Origin of the sequence: Cereibacter sediminicola, from assembly GCF_007668225.1 — a bacterium.
Lineage (GTDB): Bacteria > Pseudomonadota > Alphaproteobacteria > Rhodobacterales > Rhodobacteraceae > Cereibacter_A > Cereibacter_A azotoformans.
The window spans coordinates 49,391-62,620 of record NZ_VDEK01000022.1 but is presented as its reverse complement, the minus strand read 5'-3'; the positions used below and the strand labels follow the sequence as shown (position 1 = coordinate 62,620).

14 protein-coding genes are annotated in these 13,230 nt (G+C 69.2%); 4 read left to right on the top strand and 10 right to left on the bottom strand.

Annotated features, from left to right (window positions below; all coding sequences use genetic code 11):
* The first annotated feature begins 47 nt into the window (after positions 1-47).
* On the top strand, positions 48-1,145 hold the full coding sequence (locus tag FG154_RS14245) for a class II histone deacetylase (RefSeq protein ID WP_145109252.1): 1,098 nt from the start codon (positions 48-50) through the stop codon (positions 1,143-1,145).
* A gap of 124 nt (positions 1,146-1,269) precedes the next feature.
* Here FG154_RS14245 and FG154_RS14240 read toward each other — a convergent pair whose 3' ends face one another.
* The 6 genes from FG154_RS14240 to FG154_RS14215 all read right to left on the bottom strand — a co-directional run bounded on the left by FG154_RS14240 (position 1,270) and on the right by FG154_RS14215 (position 7,594).
* Positions 1,270-2,337 carry a dipeptidase gene (locus FG154_RS14240; RefSeq protein ID WP_145109249.1) on the bottom strand — a complete coding sequence of 356 codons (1,068 nt, stop codon included), beginning with the start codon at positions 2,335-2,337 and terminating at the stop codon, positions 1,270-1,272.
* On the bottom strand, positions 2,334-3,089 hold the full coding sequence (locus tag FG154_RS14235; protein ID WP_145109246.1) for an ABC transporter ATP-binding protein: 756 nt from the start codon (positions 3,087-3,089) through the stop codon (positions 2,334-2,336). Before FG154_RS14235 ends, FG154_RS14240 begins: the two co-directional genes overlap by 4 nt.
* Entirely contained in the window at positions 3,089-3,913 is an 825-nt protein-coding gene (locus tag FG154_RS14230; protein ID WP_145109243.1) for an ABC transporter ATP-binding protein, read from the bottom strand. The genes FG154_RS14235 and FG154_RS14230 overlap by 1 nt, the downstream gene beginning before the upstream one ends.
* A 121-nt stretch (positions 3,914-4,034) precedes the next feature.
* Positions 4,035-4,937 (bottom strand): nickel transporter permease, encoded by a 903-nt coding sequence (nikC, locus tag FG154_RS14225; protein ID WP_145109240.1) that lies wholly within the window; start codon positions 4,935-4,937, stop codon positions 4,035-4,037.
* Positions 4,934-6,004, bottom strand: a complete 1,071-nt coding sequence (locus FG154_RS14220) for an ABC transporter permease (protein WP_145109238.1) — start codon at positions 6,002-6,004, stop codon at positions 4,934-4,936. The genes nikC and FG154_RS14220 overlap by 4 nt, the downstream gene beginning before the upstream one ends.
* Complete coding sequence (locus FG154_RS14215) at positions 6,005-7,594, bottom strand: ABC transporter substrate-binding protein (RefSeq protein ID WP_145109235.1); 1,590 nt, start codon at positions 7,592-7,594, stop codon at positions 6,005-6,007.
* Between the two features lie 253 nt (positions 7,595-7,847).
* Between FG154_RS14215 and FG154_RS14210 the strand changes: the two genes are divergently transcribed.
* Entirely contained in the window at positions 7,848-8,426 is a 579-nt protein-coding gene (locus FG154_RS14210) for a nitroreductase family protein (RefSeq protein ID WP_145109232.1), read from the top strand.
* On the top strand, positions 8,423-9,118 hold the full coding sequence (locus FG154_RS14205; RefSeq protein WP_145109229.1) for an EI24 domain-containing protein: 696 nt from the start codon (positions 8,423-8,425) through the stop codon (positions 9,116-9,118). The genes FG154_RS14210 and FG154_RS14205 overlap by 4 nt, the downstream gene beginning before the upstream one ends.
* Positions 9,119-9,157: 39 nt before the next feature.
* On the opposite strand, the gene FG154_RS14200 is transcribed toward FG154_RS14205, so the two are convergent.
* Complete coding sequence (locus FG154_RS14200; protein ID WP_145109226.1) at positions 9,158-9,439, bottom strand: DUF1467 family protein; 282 nt, start codon at positions 9,437-9,439, stop codon at positions 9,158-9,160.
* Positions 9,436-9,840, bottom strand: a complete 405-nt coding sequence (gene mce, locus FG154_RS14195; RefSeq protein WP_145109223.1) for a methylmalonyl-CoA epimerase — start codon at positions 9,838-9,840, stop codon at positions 9,436-9,438. The genes FG154_RS14200 and mce overlap by 4 nt, the downstream gene beginning before the upstream one ends.
* A 150-nt stretch (positions 9,841-9,990) precedes the next feature.
* Here mce and FG154_RS14190 point away from each other — a divergent pair, with 150 nt between their 5' ends.
* Complete coding sequence (locus FG154_RS14190; protein WP_145109220.1) at positions 9,991-10,692, top strand: response regulator; 702 nt, start codon at positions 9,991-9,993, stop codon at positions 10,690-10,692.
* Positions 10,693-10,702: 10 nt separating this feature from the next.
* On the opposite strand, the gene FG154_RS14185 is transcribed toward FG154_RS14190, so the two are convergent.
* The gene (locus FG154_RS14185; RefSeq protein WP_145109217.1) at positions 10,703-11,407 is read right to left on the bottom strand and encodes a GNAT family N-acetyltransferase; all 705 of its coding nucleotides are present in this window, start codon (positions 11,405-11,407) and stop codon (positions 10,703-10,705) included.
* Between the two features lie 3 nt (positions 11,408-11,410).
* A complete protein-coding gene (aspS, locus tag FG154_RS14180; protein WP_145109214.1) occupies positions 11,411-13,186 on the bottom strand; it encodes an aspartate--tRNA ligase in 1,776 nt (591 codons plus the stop codon).
* Between the last annotated feature and the right edge of the window lie 44 nt (positions 13,187-13,230).

The following is a 13,230-nucleotide window of genomic DNA, read 5'->3' as shown; positions in this document are numbered from 1 at the left end:
AAGCAGCTTCCCACCAACATGGGCGCATTGAAAAGAGGTAAGGCCGCATGAACACGGGCTTCTTCTGGGACGAGCGGTGCTTCTGGCACCATGGCGGCAACTATGCGCTGACGCTGCCCGTGGGCGGCCTCGTGCAGCCGGGAGGTGGCCTGCCCGAAAGCCCCGAGACCAAGCGCCGGCTGAAGAACCTGCTCGACGTGACGGGTCTCTCGGGCGAACTGCGCATGCTCCACGCCCCGCCCGCCACCGAAGGGGAATTGCGCCTCGTCCATCCGCAATCCTACCTGACCGAGTTCAAGGCGCTCTCCGACCGGGGCGGCGGCGAGCTCGGGCTGCGCACGCCCTTCGGCCGCGACGGCTACGAGGTCGCGGCCCTGTCGGCGGGCCTGGCCACGGCCGCGCTGCGGCAGGTGCTCGAGGGGCGGCTGGCCAACGCCTACGCCCTCAGCCGCCCGCCGGGGCACCATTGCCTGCCCGACTGGCCGAACGGCTTCTGCCTGCTTGCCAATATCGCGATCGCCGTCGAGGTGGCCCTCGGCGAACGGCGGGCCGAGAGGGTCGCGGTGGTGGACTGGGACGTCCATCACGGCAACGGGACCGAGGCGATCTTCCTCACCCGCCCCGAGGTGCTGACGATCTCGCTGCACCAGGAGCGGAACTACCCGCTCGACACGGGCGGCGCCGAGGTGCGCGGCGAGGGGGCGGGTCTGGGCGCCAACATGAACATTCCCCTGCCGCCGGGGACCGGCCACCGCGGCTATCTCGAGGCGATGGAGCGGCTCGTGCTGCCCGCGCTGCGCCGCCACCGGCCGGACGTCCTGGTGGTCGCCTGCGGCTTCGACGCGGGCGCCATGGATCCGCTCGGCCGGATGCTGGCCTCGGCCGATACCTTCCGGGCCATGACCCGGATGATGAAGGAGACCGCCGCCGACCTCTGCGGCGGCCGGCTCGTCCTCGTGCACGAGGGCGGCTATTCCGAAGTCCATGTCCCCTTCTGCGGCCATGCGGTGCTGGAAGAGCTTTCGGGCAGCGGCATCCACGCGCCCGACCCGCTCGGCATGACCATCCAGGCGCGCCAGCCCGGCCCCGCCTTCGACGCATTCCTCAGCGCCCACCTCTCGGAACTTGCAACTCACTTCGCCTGACGCCCCGGGGCGCGCGCGCATGCCCGCGCCCCCTCCCGAAGTCCCGCGCCCTCCCCCGGCTTTCACTCTGCCCAAATATCCCGGGGGTCCGGGGGCAGCGCCCCCGGCGGCCGGACCTGGGGCCTCACGCCCCCCAGGTGCGCTCCAGCACCCCATACCAGTTCTCGTGGCAGAGCTTGCGCATCAGCGCCTCGTCATAGCCGTGGGCGCGCATGGCGGCCTGCAGGGCGGGCAGCCCCGTCACGTCCCCGATCCCCTGCGGGATCGTCGCGCCGTCGAAGTCCGAGCCCAGACCCACATGATCCTCGCCCAGCCGCCCGATCAGGTGGTCGAGGTGGCGCAGGACCGGCTCCCAGCCCATCTCGGGCGACTGCCGGCCGTCCTCGCGCAGGAAGGAGGTGGCGAAGTTCAGTCCGACCATGCCGCGGCTCTCGCGGATCGCATCGAGCTGGCGGTCGGTGAGGTTCCGGGTCGAGGGTGTCACCGCATGGGCGTTGGAATGGGTCGCCACCAGCGGCGCGTCGCTCAGCCCCGCCACATCCTCGAACCCCTTCTGGTTCAGGTGCGACAGGTCCAGCATGATCTTCAGCCGGTTGCACTCGGCCACGAGGCGCCGCCCGGCGTCGGTCAGGCCGCTGCCGGTGTCGGGCGTTCCGGGGAACCGGAAGGGCACGCCATGGCCGAACACGGTGGGACGGCTCCAGACCGGCCCGAGCGAGCGCAGGCCCAGCGAATGGAAAAGGTGGAGCGCATCGAGATCCGCGCCGATGGCCTCGGCGCCCTCCATGTGCATGATCCCCGAGACGATGCCGTCGGCGTGGCAGGACCGCAGATCCGCCACGGTCCGGCAGACCTTGAAGCGGCCGCGAGCCGCACGCTCCATCCACAACAGGTGGCCCGCCATGGCCAGCGCCACGGGCTGCGCCTGTTCGTGGCGGATCAGCGCGGGCAGGGGCAGATCGAACGGCGGATTGTTCATCATCGCCTCGAAATCGGCCGAGTCATGCGCTTGCGGCGAGGGGATGTAGATGGCGAAGAAGCCGCCCGCGAAGCCGCCCGCCTTCATGCGGGGCAGGTCGAGGTGGCCCGTCCCGTCGCCGCGCAGCCAGATCGTCTCGCGGTTGGCGGGGTTGCGCAGCAGCCGCAACAGGAAGTCGTTGTGGCCGTCGAAGACGGGGATCGTGTCGGTCATCGGGTGCTCTCGGCGGGGCGGTATCCTTCGGACGCGGCCAGAAGGTCCCGGGTGTAGGTCTCGCGGGCGGCGCGGGCGCGCAGATCCGCCCGTGTCAGTTCCTCGACCGCCTGCCCGTGCTGCATGACGAGCAGCCGCTCGCACATGTGCGCGACCACGGCGAGGTCGTGTGAGACGAGGATGTAGGTCAGCCCCCGCTCGGCCCGCAGCCGGTCGAGCAGGTTCAGCACCTCGGCCTGGATCGAGGCATCGAGCGCCGAGGTCGGCTCGTCGAGCAGCATCACCCGCGGCTCGAGGATCAGGGCGCGGGCGATCGCCACCCGCTGCCGCTGCCCGCCCGAAAGCTGGTGCGGATAGCGGAAGCGGAAGCCCCGGCCGAGCCCCACCTCGTCGAGCGCGCGCAGGATGCGGGCCTCGCGGTCGTCGAAACCGTGGATAGCCAGCGGCTCGGACAGCACGCGGTCGATCGTGTGCCGGGGGTGCAGCGAGGCGTAGGGGTCCTGAAACACCATCTGCAGCCGCCGGTGAAATCCGGCCGACCGCCGCCGGCCCAGCTCTTCGCCCGCCACGGTGACCCGGCCCTCGGAGATGGGCGCAAGCCCGCAGATGGCGCGAAGCACCGTGGACTTGCCCGAGCCGCTCTCGCCCACGATGCCGTAGCTCTCGCCCTCGGCCACGCGGAACGAGACGCCGCGCACGGCATGGACCTCGCCGAAGCGGACATGGAGGCCGGAGACGTCGATCAGTGCCATCACGAGGCCCACCCTTCATCGCGCGTCAGCACCGGCAGGGGCCGCCGGCCGCCCTCGATCCGCGGCAGGCAGTTCAGCAGCCCCTGCGTGTAAGGATGGCGCGCCTGCGCCAGCTCCGCCGCCTTGAGTTCCTCGACGACGCGGCCGGCGTACATCACGAGCACCCGGTCGCAGAAACTGCCGACGAGCCGCAGGTCGTGGCTGATGAAGATCAGCCCCATGCCGCGGTCCTGCACCAGCCGGTCGAGGATGCGCAGCACCTCGATCTGCACCGTCACATCAAGCGCCGAGGTGGGCTCGTCCGCGATCAGAAGGTCCGGCTCGGCGATCAGCATCATGGCGATCATCGCCCGCTGGCCCATGCCGCCCGACAGCTCGTGCGGATAGGCTCGGAAGACGCGGGCCGGGTCGCGGATCTGCACCGCCTCGAGCATGGCCATGGCGCGGTCCTTGGCCTCGGCGCGCGAGGCGGTGCGGCGGGCGGCCTCCATCAGCTGGCGGCCGATGGTCATCACCGGGTTCAGCGAGAACTTGGGGTCCTGCATCACCATCGACATGCGGATGCCGCGCAGGCCCCGCCACTGGCGCGGCGTGGCGGCGCGCAGGTCGATCCCGTCGAACTCGAGCCGGTCGGCGGTGGCCCGACCCGGCGGCGGCGTCAGGCCCAGGATCGCCCGGCCGGTCTGGCTCTTGCCCGAGCCGCTCTCGCCGACGATGCCCAGGCGTTCGCGCCCGAGGGTGAAGCTGACGCCGCGCACGACCTCGGCCGGGCCCTGCCGGGTCGGAAAGGTCACGCGGAGGTTCTCGACATGGAGGAGCGTCATCGGCGGGCGCTCCGCCCGGCGGAGGCGTCGGAGCCTCCGGCGGGGATATTTGAGCGAGAATGAAAGCGCGCGCCGGAGGGGGCGGCGGCGGCGCGGCGGTGGGCGGGGTGAGTGGGCCGGATCATTTGCGCGCCTTTGGGTCGAGCACGTCGCGCAGCCCGTCGCCCAGCAGGTTGAAGCCCAGCGACACGGCAAAGATGGCGAGGCCGGGCATGGTGGCGACCCACCAGTAGTCGATGATGAAGCGGCGCCCGCCCGCGATCATGGCGCCCCATTCGGGCTGCGGCGGCTGGGCGCCGAGGCCGAGGAAGCCCAGGCCCGCCGCGGTGAGGATGATGCCCGCCATGTCGAGCGTCACCCGGACCACGACCGACGACAGGCAGAGCGGCGTGACATGCCCCCAGAGGATGCGCAGCGAGGAGGCGCCCTGCAGGCGGGCCGCGTTGATGAAGTCGCTGTCGCGGATCGTGAGCGTCTCGGCCCGCGCGAGGCGCGCGTAGGGCGGCCAGGACGTGAGGGCGATGGCGATGATCGCGTTCTCGATGCCTGGACCGAGCGCCGCGACGAAGGCCAGCGCGAGGATCAGCCGCGGGAAGGCGAGGAAGATGTCGGTCGCCCGCATCAGTACCGTGTCGATCCAGCCGCCGAAATAGCCGGCGGTGGTGCCGATGGCGAGCCCGATGGGCGTTGCGATCACCGCCACCAGCACCACGACCATCAGCGTGAGCCGCGCGCCGTGGATCACCCGGCTGAAGATGTCGCGCGCCAGATCGTCGGTGCCCATCGGATGCTCCCACGAGGGGGGCTGGAGGCGGTCGGTGCGCAGGTCGCCGCCCACGATCGGGTCGTAGGGCGCGATCCAGGGGGCAAGGAGGGCAATGGCGATCAGGGCCAGGACGAGGGTCAGCCCCACCATCGCGAGGCGGTTGGCCTTCAGCGCCAGCCAGGTGCGGTAGGCCTGCCCAAGCCGGGCCTGCCGGCGCGAGGCAGGCTGTTCCGACAGAAGCCATTCGGTCCGGGTCATGGCCGCACCTGCCGCCGCGTGCGCGGGTCGAGGATCGTGTAGAGCAGGTCCGACAGGAGGTTCAGCGCCACGAAGATCGCGCCGATCACGAGCGTCCCGCCAAGGACGGCGTTCATGTCGGCCACCTGCAGGCTGTTGGTGAGATAGAGGCCGAGGCCCGGCCAGGCGAAGACCGTCTCGGTCAGGACCGAGCCTTCGAGGAGACCCGCGTAGGAGAGCGCGACCACGGTCACGAGCGGCACGGCGGCGTTGCGCAGCGCATGGACCCAGATGATCCGCCACTCGGGCACGCCCTTGACGCGGGCGGTGGTGACATATTCCTGCGCGAGTTCCGCCAGCATGAAGCTGCGCGTCATGCGGCTGATGTAGGCCATCGAGAAATAGCCGAGCAGCGCGCCGGGCAGGATGATGTGCGAGAAGGCGTTGCGGAAGGCGCCCCAGGCGCCCTGCATGGCGCTGTCGAGCAGGAGAAGCCCCGTCTTCACGGTGAAACTGTATTCGTAGGCGATGTCGATCCGTCCCGGTCCCGCGACCCAGCCGAGGCGGGCGTAGAAGACGAGGAGGCCAAGCAGCCCGAGCCAGAAGATCGGCGCCGAATAGCCCACGAGGCCCAGGACGCGCACGACCTGATCGATGGCGCGACCCTGTTTGACGGCCGAGATCACCCCCAGCGGGATGCCGAAGAGCGTCCCGATCAGGATGCCCACCGTCGCAAGCTCGAGCGTCGCCGGGAAGACCCGCGCCAGATCGTCCGCAACCGGCCGCTTGGTCAGGAACGAGCTGCCGAGATCGCCCGAGAGCACGTTGCGCAGGTAGATCCAGAACTGCTCCCACACCGGGCGGTCGAGGCCCATGGCGCGATACATCGCCTCGTAGGTGGACTGGCTCGCGCGGTCGCCGACGGCCCGCAGCACGGGATCGACCGACATGTAGCGGCTGATGACGAAGGTGACGAGAAGGAGGCCGAGGAAGGTGATGGCGACGGTGAGCGCCACCTTGACGCCCTTCCAGAGCCAGAGGGAGAGGGCGCGGCCGCGCCCCCTTCCGATCTGCGGGGTGCCGGCCATTTACTTCGTCACGGCCCGGAACGAGTTGTCGTTGAACGAGGGGCCGATGATGTAGCCCTCGACGTTCTTGCGCATGGCAACGACCTCGGATTCCTGGAACATGATCACGAAGGGCGAGGTTTCGAGCACCTCGCGCTGCATCTCGCGATACATCTCGGCGCGCTTGTCGGTATCGCGTTCCAGCACCGCGGCATCGGCCTTGGCGGTCAGCTCGGGGATCTCCCAGGCGTTGCGCCAGGCGAGCGGCTTCGACGCCGCCGTGTCCGAGTTGTCGGGGTTCTGCGCGAAGGTCGCGTTGGTGTGCGGGTCCTGATAGTCCGGGCCCCACTGGCCGATGTAGATGTCATGCGTGCGGGCGCGGTATTTCTCCAGCGTCTGGCCGCCGTCGCCGGGGATGATCTCGATGCGGATGCCGGCCTGCGCCATGGTTTGCTGGATCGCCTGCGCGATCGAGGTCACCTCGGGGGTGTTGCGGGTGTCCATCGTGACGGTGAAGCCGTCGGGCAGACCGGCCGCGGCCAGAAGCTCCTTGGCCTTTGCCGGATCGAAGGAATAGGGGGTCTCGTCCAGCGCGCCGAGGAAGCCTTCGGGCAGGAAGGTCTGGTGCTTCTTCTTCATGCCCTTGACCAGTGTCTCGGCGATGGCGTCGTAATCGACGAGCCATTTCATCGCCTCGCGCACCTCGGGCTTGGCGAGGTTCTCGTTCTTCTGGTTCAGGCCGAGATAGAAGATCGTGCCCTTCACCCCGCTCTGGATCTTGATGTCGGGGTTCTGGCTCAGCGCCTCGATCTCTTCGGGCAGCAGCTTGCGGGCGATGTCGATGTCACCCTGTTCCAGCAGCAGACGCTCGGTCGCGGCTTCGGGGATGTGGCGGTAGATCGCGCGCGCCATCGCGGGCGTCTCGCCGTCCCAGTTGTCGTTCCGCTCCATCACGACGGCCTCGTTGGCGCGCCATTCGCGGATCGTGAAGGGGCCCGAGCCGGCATAATTGGTCTTGAGCCAGTTGTAGCCCCAGTCGCCGTCGGCTTCGTTCGACTGGACCAGATCCTTGTCCACCACCGCGGCGACCGTCGCCGTCAGGCAGTAGAGAAGGAACGTCGGCGCATAGGCCTTGTCCATCTCGAAGGTGAAGGAATGGTCGCCGGTCTGGACGATCTTTTCCTCGACATTGTCGGGCGTCAGGCCGAACTGGCCGAGGATGAAGGCCGGCGACTTGTCGAGCTTGACCGCGCGGACGAGCGAATAGACCACATCCTCGGCGGTCAGGTCGTTGCCCGAGGCGAACTTCTTGCCCTGACGGACCGTGAAGCTCATCGTCGTGCCGTCCTCGGACAGCTCCCAGCTTTCGGCCACGCGGCCGAAGATGTTCGAGACGTCGTTCACGTCGTAGCCGATGATCGTCTCGTAGCTGTTGCCGATGATCTCGGAGGCGGTGAACTCGAACACCTCGGCCGGGTCGAGGGTGATCATGTCGTCGATCGCCCAGGCCTGGATGAAGGTGTCGGGCGGCGTCTCGGCGGAAAGCGGTGCCGTGGTCAGGGCGAATGCGGCAACGGCCGCCGTCGCCAGCAAGCGCGCTCGGATGAACATGGAGAACCCCCTGTCGAAGTGTTTTTCACGGGCTCCTGTCCGTCGCCGGGCGTCTGGACGGGCCCGGCAACATGCTGAGCAGCGGGTTGCGGAACTGTCAAGGGTTGCTCTCGGATCTGGAAACATGCGCGGGCAGACCGCCTTCGTCCGGCGCACCGCGCCGTTTCGGCGCCGCGATGCGATCCCGCGGGTGGCCGAAGTGCGCTTGACCCTGCCCGCCCGATCCTCAAGATCGCGCGCAAAGGAGACGCCCATGCCCGACGCGCGACCCGAGGTCCTCGATTTCCTGCTGAGCCGCCGCTCGCGCCCCGCCAAGACGCTGGCGCTGCCCGTGCCCGGCCGGGACCAGCTCGGCCCGATCCTTACGGCCGCCCTGCGCACGCCCGACCACGGCAAGCTCGAGCCGTGGCGGCTGCTGGTCCTCGAGGCGGGGGCCATGCCCCGGCTGGTGGCGCTGGCCGAGGCGCGGGCGGAGGCGCTCGGCCTCGATGCCGAGAAGCGCGCCAAGGGCCGGTCGCAGTTCGAGCAGAGCCATCTGGCCGTGGTTGTGGTGGCCAGCCCCAAGCCGTCCGACAAGGTGCCGGCGATCGAGCAGACTCTCTCGGCCGGGGCAGTCTGCCTCGGGCTGCTGAACGCCGCTCAGGCGGCGGGCTGGGGCGCCAACTGGCTGACGGGGTGGCCCGCCCACGACCGCGACTTCCTGCGCGAGGGTCTGGGCCTTGAGGATCACGAGTTTGTCGCGGGCATCATCCATATCGGCAGCGAGACCGTCGCCCCGCCCGACCGCCCGCGACCCGACATTGCCAGTCTCACCACATGGGTAAGTGAATGATCCGCGACTTCTTCCGCGCCATCGCCCAGATCGGCGACCCGCCCTTCCGGCGCGTCGTCCTGCTGGGCATCGGGCTCGCGCTGCTGCTGCTGATGGCCGTCTATGCCGGCTTCCTGTTCCTGCTGAACATGTTCGTGCCCGACACTGTCACGATCCCCTGGATCGGCGAGGTGGGCGCGATCGACACGATCCTCTCCTGGGGATCTGCGGTGCTGATGCTCGGCCTGTCGGTGTTCCTGATGATCCCGGTGGCCTCGGCCTTCACCGGCCTCTTTCTCGACAGTGTGGTGGATGCCGTCGAGGAACGGCACTATCCGCAGTTGCCCCCGGCCACGCCACTTCCCCTGATGGACCAGCTGATCGACAGCGCAAATTTCTTTGCGGTGCTGATCCTCGTCAACGTGATCGCGCTGATGGTCTTCATCTTCGCCGGGCCCGTGGGGCCCATCCTCTTCTGGGCGCTGAACGGCTTCCTGCTGGGGCGGGAATATTTCACGCTGGTGGCGATGCGCAGGCTGGGGCGCGCGGGCGCCAAGGCCCTGCGCGCGCGCCACGCCGGGCAGATCTGGCTGGCGGGAACGCTGATGGCGGCGCCGCTGTCGATCCCGATCCTGAACCTCGTGGTGCCGGTGCTGGGGGTGGCGACCTTCACCCACATCTTCCACCGGCTGGACGGCGCCCGCCGGACCTGACCGCCCTCTCTCGGCCGGGCCGGCGCAGACCGGCCCTGCTCAGAGCGGCGGAGGCGGGGGCATCCGCCCCATCACGTCGATGTCGCGCAGGCTGATCACGCCCGACAGGATGATCCCGCAGAGCACGGCCCAGATCAGCGTGCCCCAGAGCGTCGTGAGCCAGGCCTTGCGCCGGATCACATAGCCCGCGGGCGCGCCCCGCGGCGTGCCCGGCACCACATCCCCCGCCTCGTCCTGGCTCTGCACCCGCAGGGGGAGCAGGATGAAGAACACCATGAACCAGGTCACCGCATAGAGGACGATGGCGCCGGTGATGCTCATACCTGCTCAAGCTCCACGAGGCATCCGTTGAAGTCCTTGGGATGCAGGAAGAGCACCGGCTTGCCATGCGCGCCGATCTTCGGCTCGCCCGAGCCCAGGACCCGCGCGCCCGCGGCCTTCAGCCGGTCGCGCGCGGCGATGATGTCCTCGACCTCGTAGCAGATGTGGTGGATGCCCCCCGCGGGGTTCTTCTCGAGGAAGCCGTTGATCGGAGAGTTTTCGCCCAGCGGATAGAGCAGCTCGATCTTGGTGTTCGGCAGGGTGATGAAGACCACCGTCACGCCGTGGTCGGGCTCGTCCTGCGGCGCGCCCACCTCGGCGCCGAGCGTGTTGCGATACTGCGCCGCCGCCGCCTCGAGGTCGGGCACGGCGATGGCCACATGGTTCAGGCGTCCGATCATGATCTCTCCCTTGCGTCCGTTGGGGACGTTATGGAAGCGGCCCCCTCCTGGCGCAAGGGGTCAGCCGGTCGCGCGGGGCGCAAGCGGCTTAACCGGATCTTGACCCGGATCGGATTGACTGGCGCGACTCGCCCTTGCCGAAAGATCCCGATGCCCCATCTGCACCTCCTGCCCGATCCGCCGCCGTCCCCCGGCCCTCACCGGCCGCGGGGGCCGCTGCCGCTCGCCGGGCTGACCGTCCTCGCGGTCGAGGACAGCCACTTCGCGGCCGAAGCGATCCGGCTTCTGTGCCACCGCTCGGGCGCGCGCCTCAGACGGGCCGACGATCTCGAGGGCGCCCGGAAACATCTCGAGCGGTACATGCCCGACGCCGTGATCGTCGATCTCGGCCTGCCGGACGGCTCGGGCGAGATGCTGATCGCCCAGCTGGCTGCGGGCCCCGGCCCGGTGATCATCGCGGCAAGCGGCGACCCCACCCGGCGCGAGGCGGCCCTGGCCGCAGGGGCCCACGCCTTTCTGGAAAAGCCGCTCGACAGCCTCGCCCTCTTTCAGCAGGTCCTGCTCGACCATCTGCCGGGACGCCCGCGCCTCGCCGAGGATGAGACCCTGCCCCCGCCCGACCCGTTCTCGCTGCGCGAGGATCTCAATCGCGCGGCGGATCTGGCCGCAACCCTCCTGCCCGGCACGGCGCGGGCGCGCTATCTTTCGGGCTTCGTGACCGGCATCGCGCGCAGCTGCGGCGACAAGGCGCTCGAACAGGCCGCCGTGGCCGCCCCGGACAGCCCCGAGGCGCTCGACAACCTCCGGCGCCTGATCTCCGCGAGGCTGGGGGGCACGGCCGCAGCCTTCTGACGGCGCACCGTCACAGCAGCGGATCGGTCCCGCCCCGCACAAGGCCCGTCAGGTCCGACAGCCGCTCGATCTGCCGCCCGAAGCCGTCGAAGTTGCGCGGAGACAGCCAGAACTCGAACGCCTCGCGCAGGGCGGGCCATTCCTTGTCGATCACCGAGAACCAGGCGGTGTCACGGTTGCGCCCCTTCACCACCGTGGCCTGACGGAACGTGCCCTCGTAGCTGAAGCCCAGCCGCTGCGCCGCCCGCCGCGAGGCGAGGTTCAGCGCGTCGCATTTCCACTCGCAGCGCCGGTAGCCGGCGGCAAAGCTCCAGGCCATCATCAGGAACAGCGCCTCGGTCGCCACCGGCGTGCGCTGGATCTCGGGCGAAAGGCAGATGTGGCCGATCTCGATCGAGCCCACCTCGGGCGCGATGCGCAGGAAGCTCGCGACCCCGCCGCAATGGCCGGTGGCGCGGTCGCGGATCGTGTAGAACAGCGGATCGCCGCCCTCCTCGACCCCGCGCGCCCAATGGTGATAGGCCGCCGTCGAGGCGAAGGGACCGTAGGGCAGATAGTCCCAGAGCGTGTCATCCCCCGAGAACGCCCGGTGCAGATCGGCGGCATGGCGGTCGGCCGAGAGCCGCTCCAGCCGGGCATGGCGCCCCTCGAGCGCCTCGCCCGAGGGATGCGAGGCCGAGACCCAGCCCGGAACCGGCTCGCCGAACCGCTTCACCGGTCAGTCTTTCGGCACGACGCGCAGCCGCAATTCACGCAGCTGCTCGTTCATCGGCTCCGAGGGCGCGCCCATCAGCAGGTCCTCGGCGCGCTGGTTCATCGGGAACATGATGACCTCGCGGATGTTCGCCTCGTCCGCCAGCAGCATCACGATCCGGTCGATGCCCGCCGCGCAACCGCCGTGGGGCGGCGCGCCATAGCGGAAGGCCTTGACCATGCCGCCGAACCGCTTCTCGACCTCCGACGCCGGATAGCCCGCCAGTTCGAAGGCCTTGAACATGATCTCGGGCTTGTGGTTGCGGATCCCGCCCGAGATCAGCTCATAGCCGTTGCAGGCGAGGTCATACTGGTAGGCCAGCACCTTCAGCGGATCGCCCTCGAGCGCCGCCATCCCGCCCTGCGGCATCGAGAACGGGTTATGGCTGAAGTCGATCTTGCCCTCGTCGTCCTTTTCGTACATCGGGAAATCGACGATCCAGGCGAAGCGGAAGCAATTCTCTTCAGTCAGCCCCAGCTCGCGGCCGATCTCGTTGCGCGCACGCCCCGCGACGGCCTCGAAGCTCTCGGGCTTGCCGCCGAGGAAGAAGGCCGCATCGCCCTCGCCCAGACCCAGCTGCGCCCGGATCGCCTCGGTCCGCTCCGGCCCTATGTTCTTCGCCAGCGGCCCGGCGGCCTCCATCGCCCCGTCGTCACCCTTGCGCCAGAAGATGTACCCCATCCCCGGCAGGCCCTGCGATTGCGCAAAGGCGTTCATCCGGTCGCAGAATTTCCGGCTGCCGCCGGTCGGCGCCGGAATCGCGCGGATCTCGGTCCCCTCGTTCTCCAGCAGTTTCGCAAAGATCGCAAAGCCCGAGCCGCGAAAATGCTCGCTCACCACCTGCATCTTGATCGGGTTGCGCAGGTCGGGCTTGTCCGAGCCATACCACAGCATCGCGTCGCGCCAGGCGATCCGCGGCCAGTCAGCATCGACGCGGCGCCCGCCGCCGAACTCCTCGAAGATCCCCTGGATCACCGGCTGCACCGCCTGGAACACGTCCTCCTGCTCGACGAAGCTCATCTCGACGTCGAGCTGGTAGAAGTCGGTGGGCGAGCGGTCGGCGCGCGGATCCTCGTCGCGGAAGCAGGGCGCGATCTGGAAGTAGCGGTCGAAGCCCGCCACCATGATCAGCTGCTTGAACTGCTGCGGCGCCTGCGGCAGCGCGTAGAACTTGCCCGGATGGAGGCGCGAGGGCACGAGGAAATCGCGCGCCCCCTCGGGCGACGAGGCCGTGATGATCGGTGTCTGGAACTCGTTGAAGCCCGCGTCCCACATCCGGTTGCGCAAGCTGCGCACCACGTTCGAGCGCAGCATCATGTTGGCGTGCAGCTTCTCGCGCCGCAGGTCGAGGAAACGGTAGGTCAGCCGCGTCTCCTCGGGATAGTCCACCTCGCCGAAGACCGGCATCGGCAACTCGTCCGCCGCGCCCAGAACGGTCAGCCCGGTGGCATAGACCTCGATCTCGCCGGTGGCGAGTTTCGGGTTCACCAGCGCCGCGTCGCGGCCCTTCACGCGGCCCTCGATGCGGATCACCCATTCGGCGCGCACCGTCTCGAGCTCGGCAAAAGCGGGCGAATCGGCGTCGGCGATCACCTGGGTGATGCCGTAATGGTCGCGCAGGTCGATGAAGAGCACCCCGCCATGGTCGCGCACGCGGTGGACCCAGCCCGAAAGCCGCACCTCCTGACCGACGTGCCCGGCGCTCAGTTCCGCGCAAGTGTGGCTGCGATAGGCGTGCATTCGGCTCCCCTTCCCGAGGCTCTGGTTTGTCCGCGCCGATACAC

Coding starts and splice junctions, on each gene's coding strand:
- FG154_RS14245 (WP_145109252.1), top strand. CDS start 48: ATGAACACGGGCTTCTTCTGGGACGAGCGGTGCTTCTGGCACCATGGC.
- FG154_RS14240 (WP_145109249.1), bottom strand. CDS start 2,337: ATGACCGACACGATCCCCGTCTTCGACGGCCACAACGACTTCCTGTTG.
- FG154_RS14235 (WP_145109246.1), bottom strand. CDS start 3,089: ATGGCACTGATCGACGTCTCCGGCCTCCATGTCCGCTTCGGCGAGGTC.
- FG154_RS14230 (WP_145109243.1), bottom strand. CDS start 3,913: ATGACGCTCCTCCATGTCGAGAACCTCCGCGTGACCTTTCCGACCCGG.
- nikC (WP_145109240.1), bottom strand. CDS start 4,937: ATGACCCGGACCGAATGGCTTCTGTCGGAACAGCCTGCCTCGCGCCGG.
- FG154_RS14220 (WP_145109238.1), bottom strand. CDS start 6,004: ATGGCCGGCACCCCGCAGATCGGAAGGGGGCGCGGCCGCGCCCTCTCC.
- FG154_RS14215 (WP_145109235.1), bottom strand. CDS start 7,594: ATGTTCATCCGAGCGCGCTTGCTGGCGACGGCGGCCGTTGCCGCATTC.
- FG154_RS14210 (WP_145109232.1), top strand. CDS start 7,848: ATGCCCGACGCGCGACCCGAGGTCCTCGATTTCCTGCTGAGCCGCCGC.
- FG154_RS14205 (WP_145109229.1), top strand. CDS start 8,423: ATGATCCGCGACTTCTTCCGCGCCATCGCCCAGATCGGCGACCCGCCC.
- FG154_RS14200 (WP_145109226.1), bottom strand. CDS start 9,439: ATGAGCATCACCGGCGCCATCGTCCTCTATGCGGTGACCTGGTTCATG.
- mce (WP_145109223.1), bottom strand. CDS start 9,840: ATGATCGGACGCCTGAACCATGTGGCCATCGCCGTGCCCGACCTCGAG.
- FG154_RS14190 (WP_145109220.1), top strand. CDS start 9,991: ATGCCCCATCTGCACCTCCTGCCCGATCCGCCGCCGTCCCCCGGCCCT.
- aspS (WP_145109214.1), bottom strand. CDS start 13,186: ATGCACGCCTATCGCAGCCACACTTGCGCGGAACTGAGCGCCGGGCAC.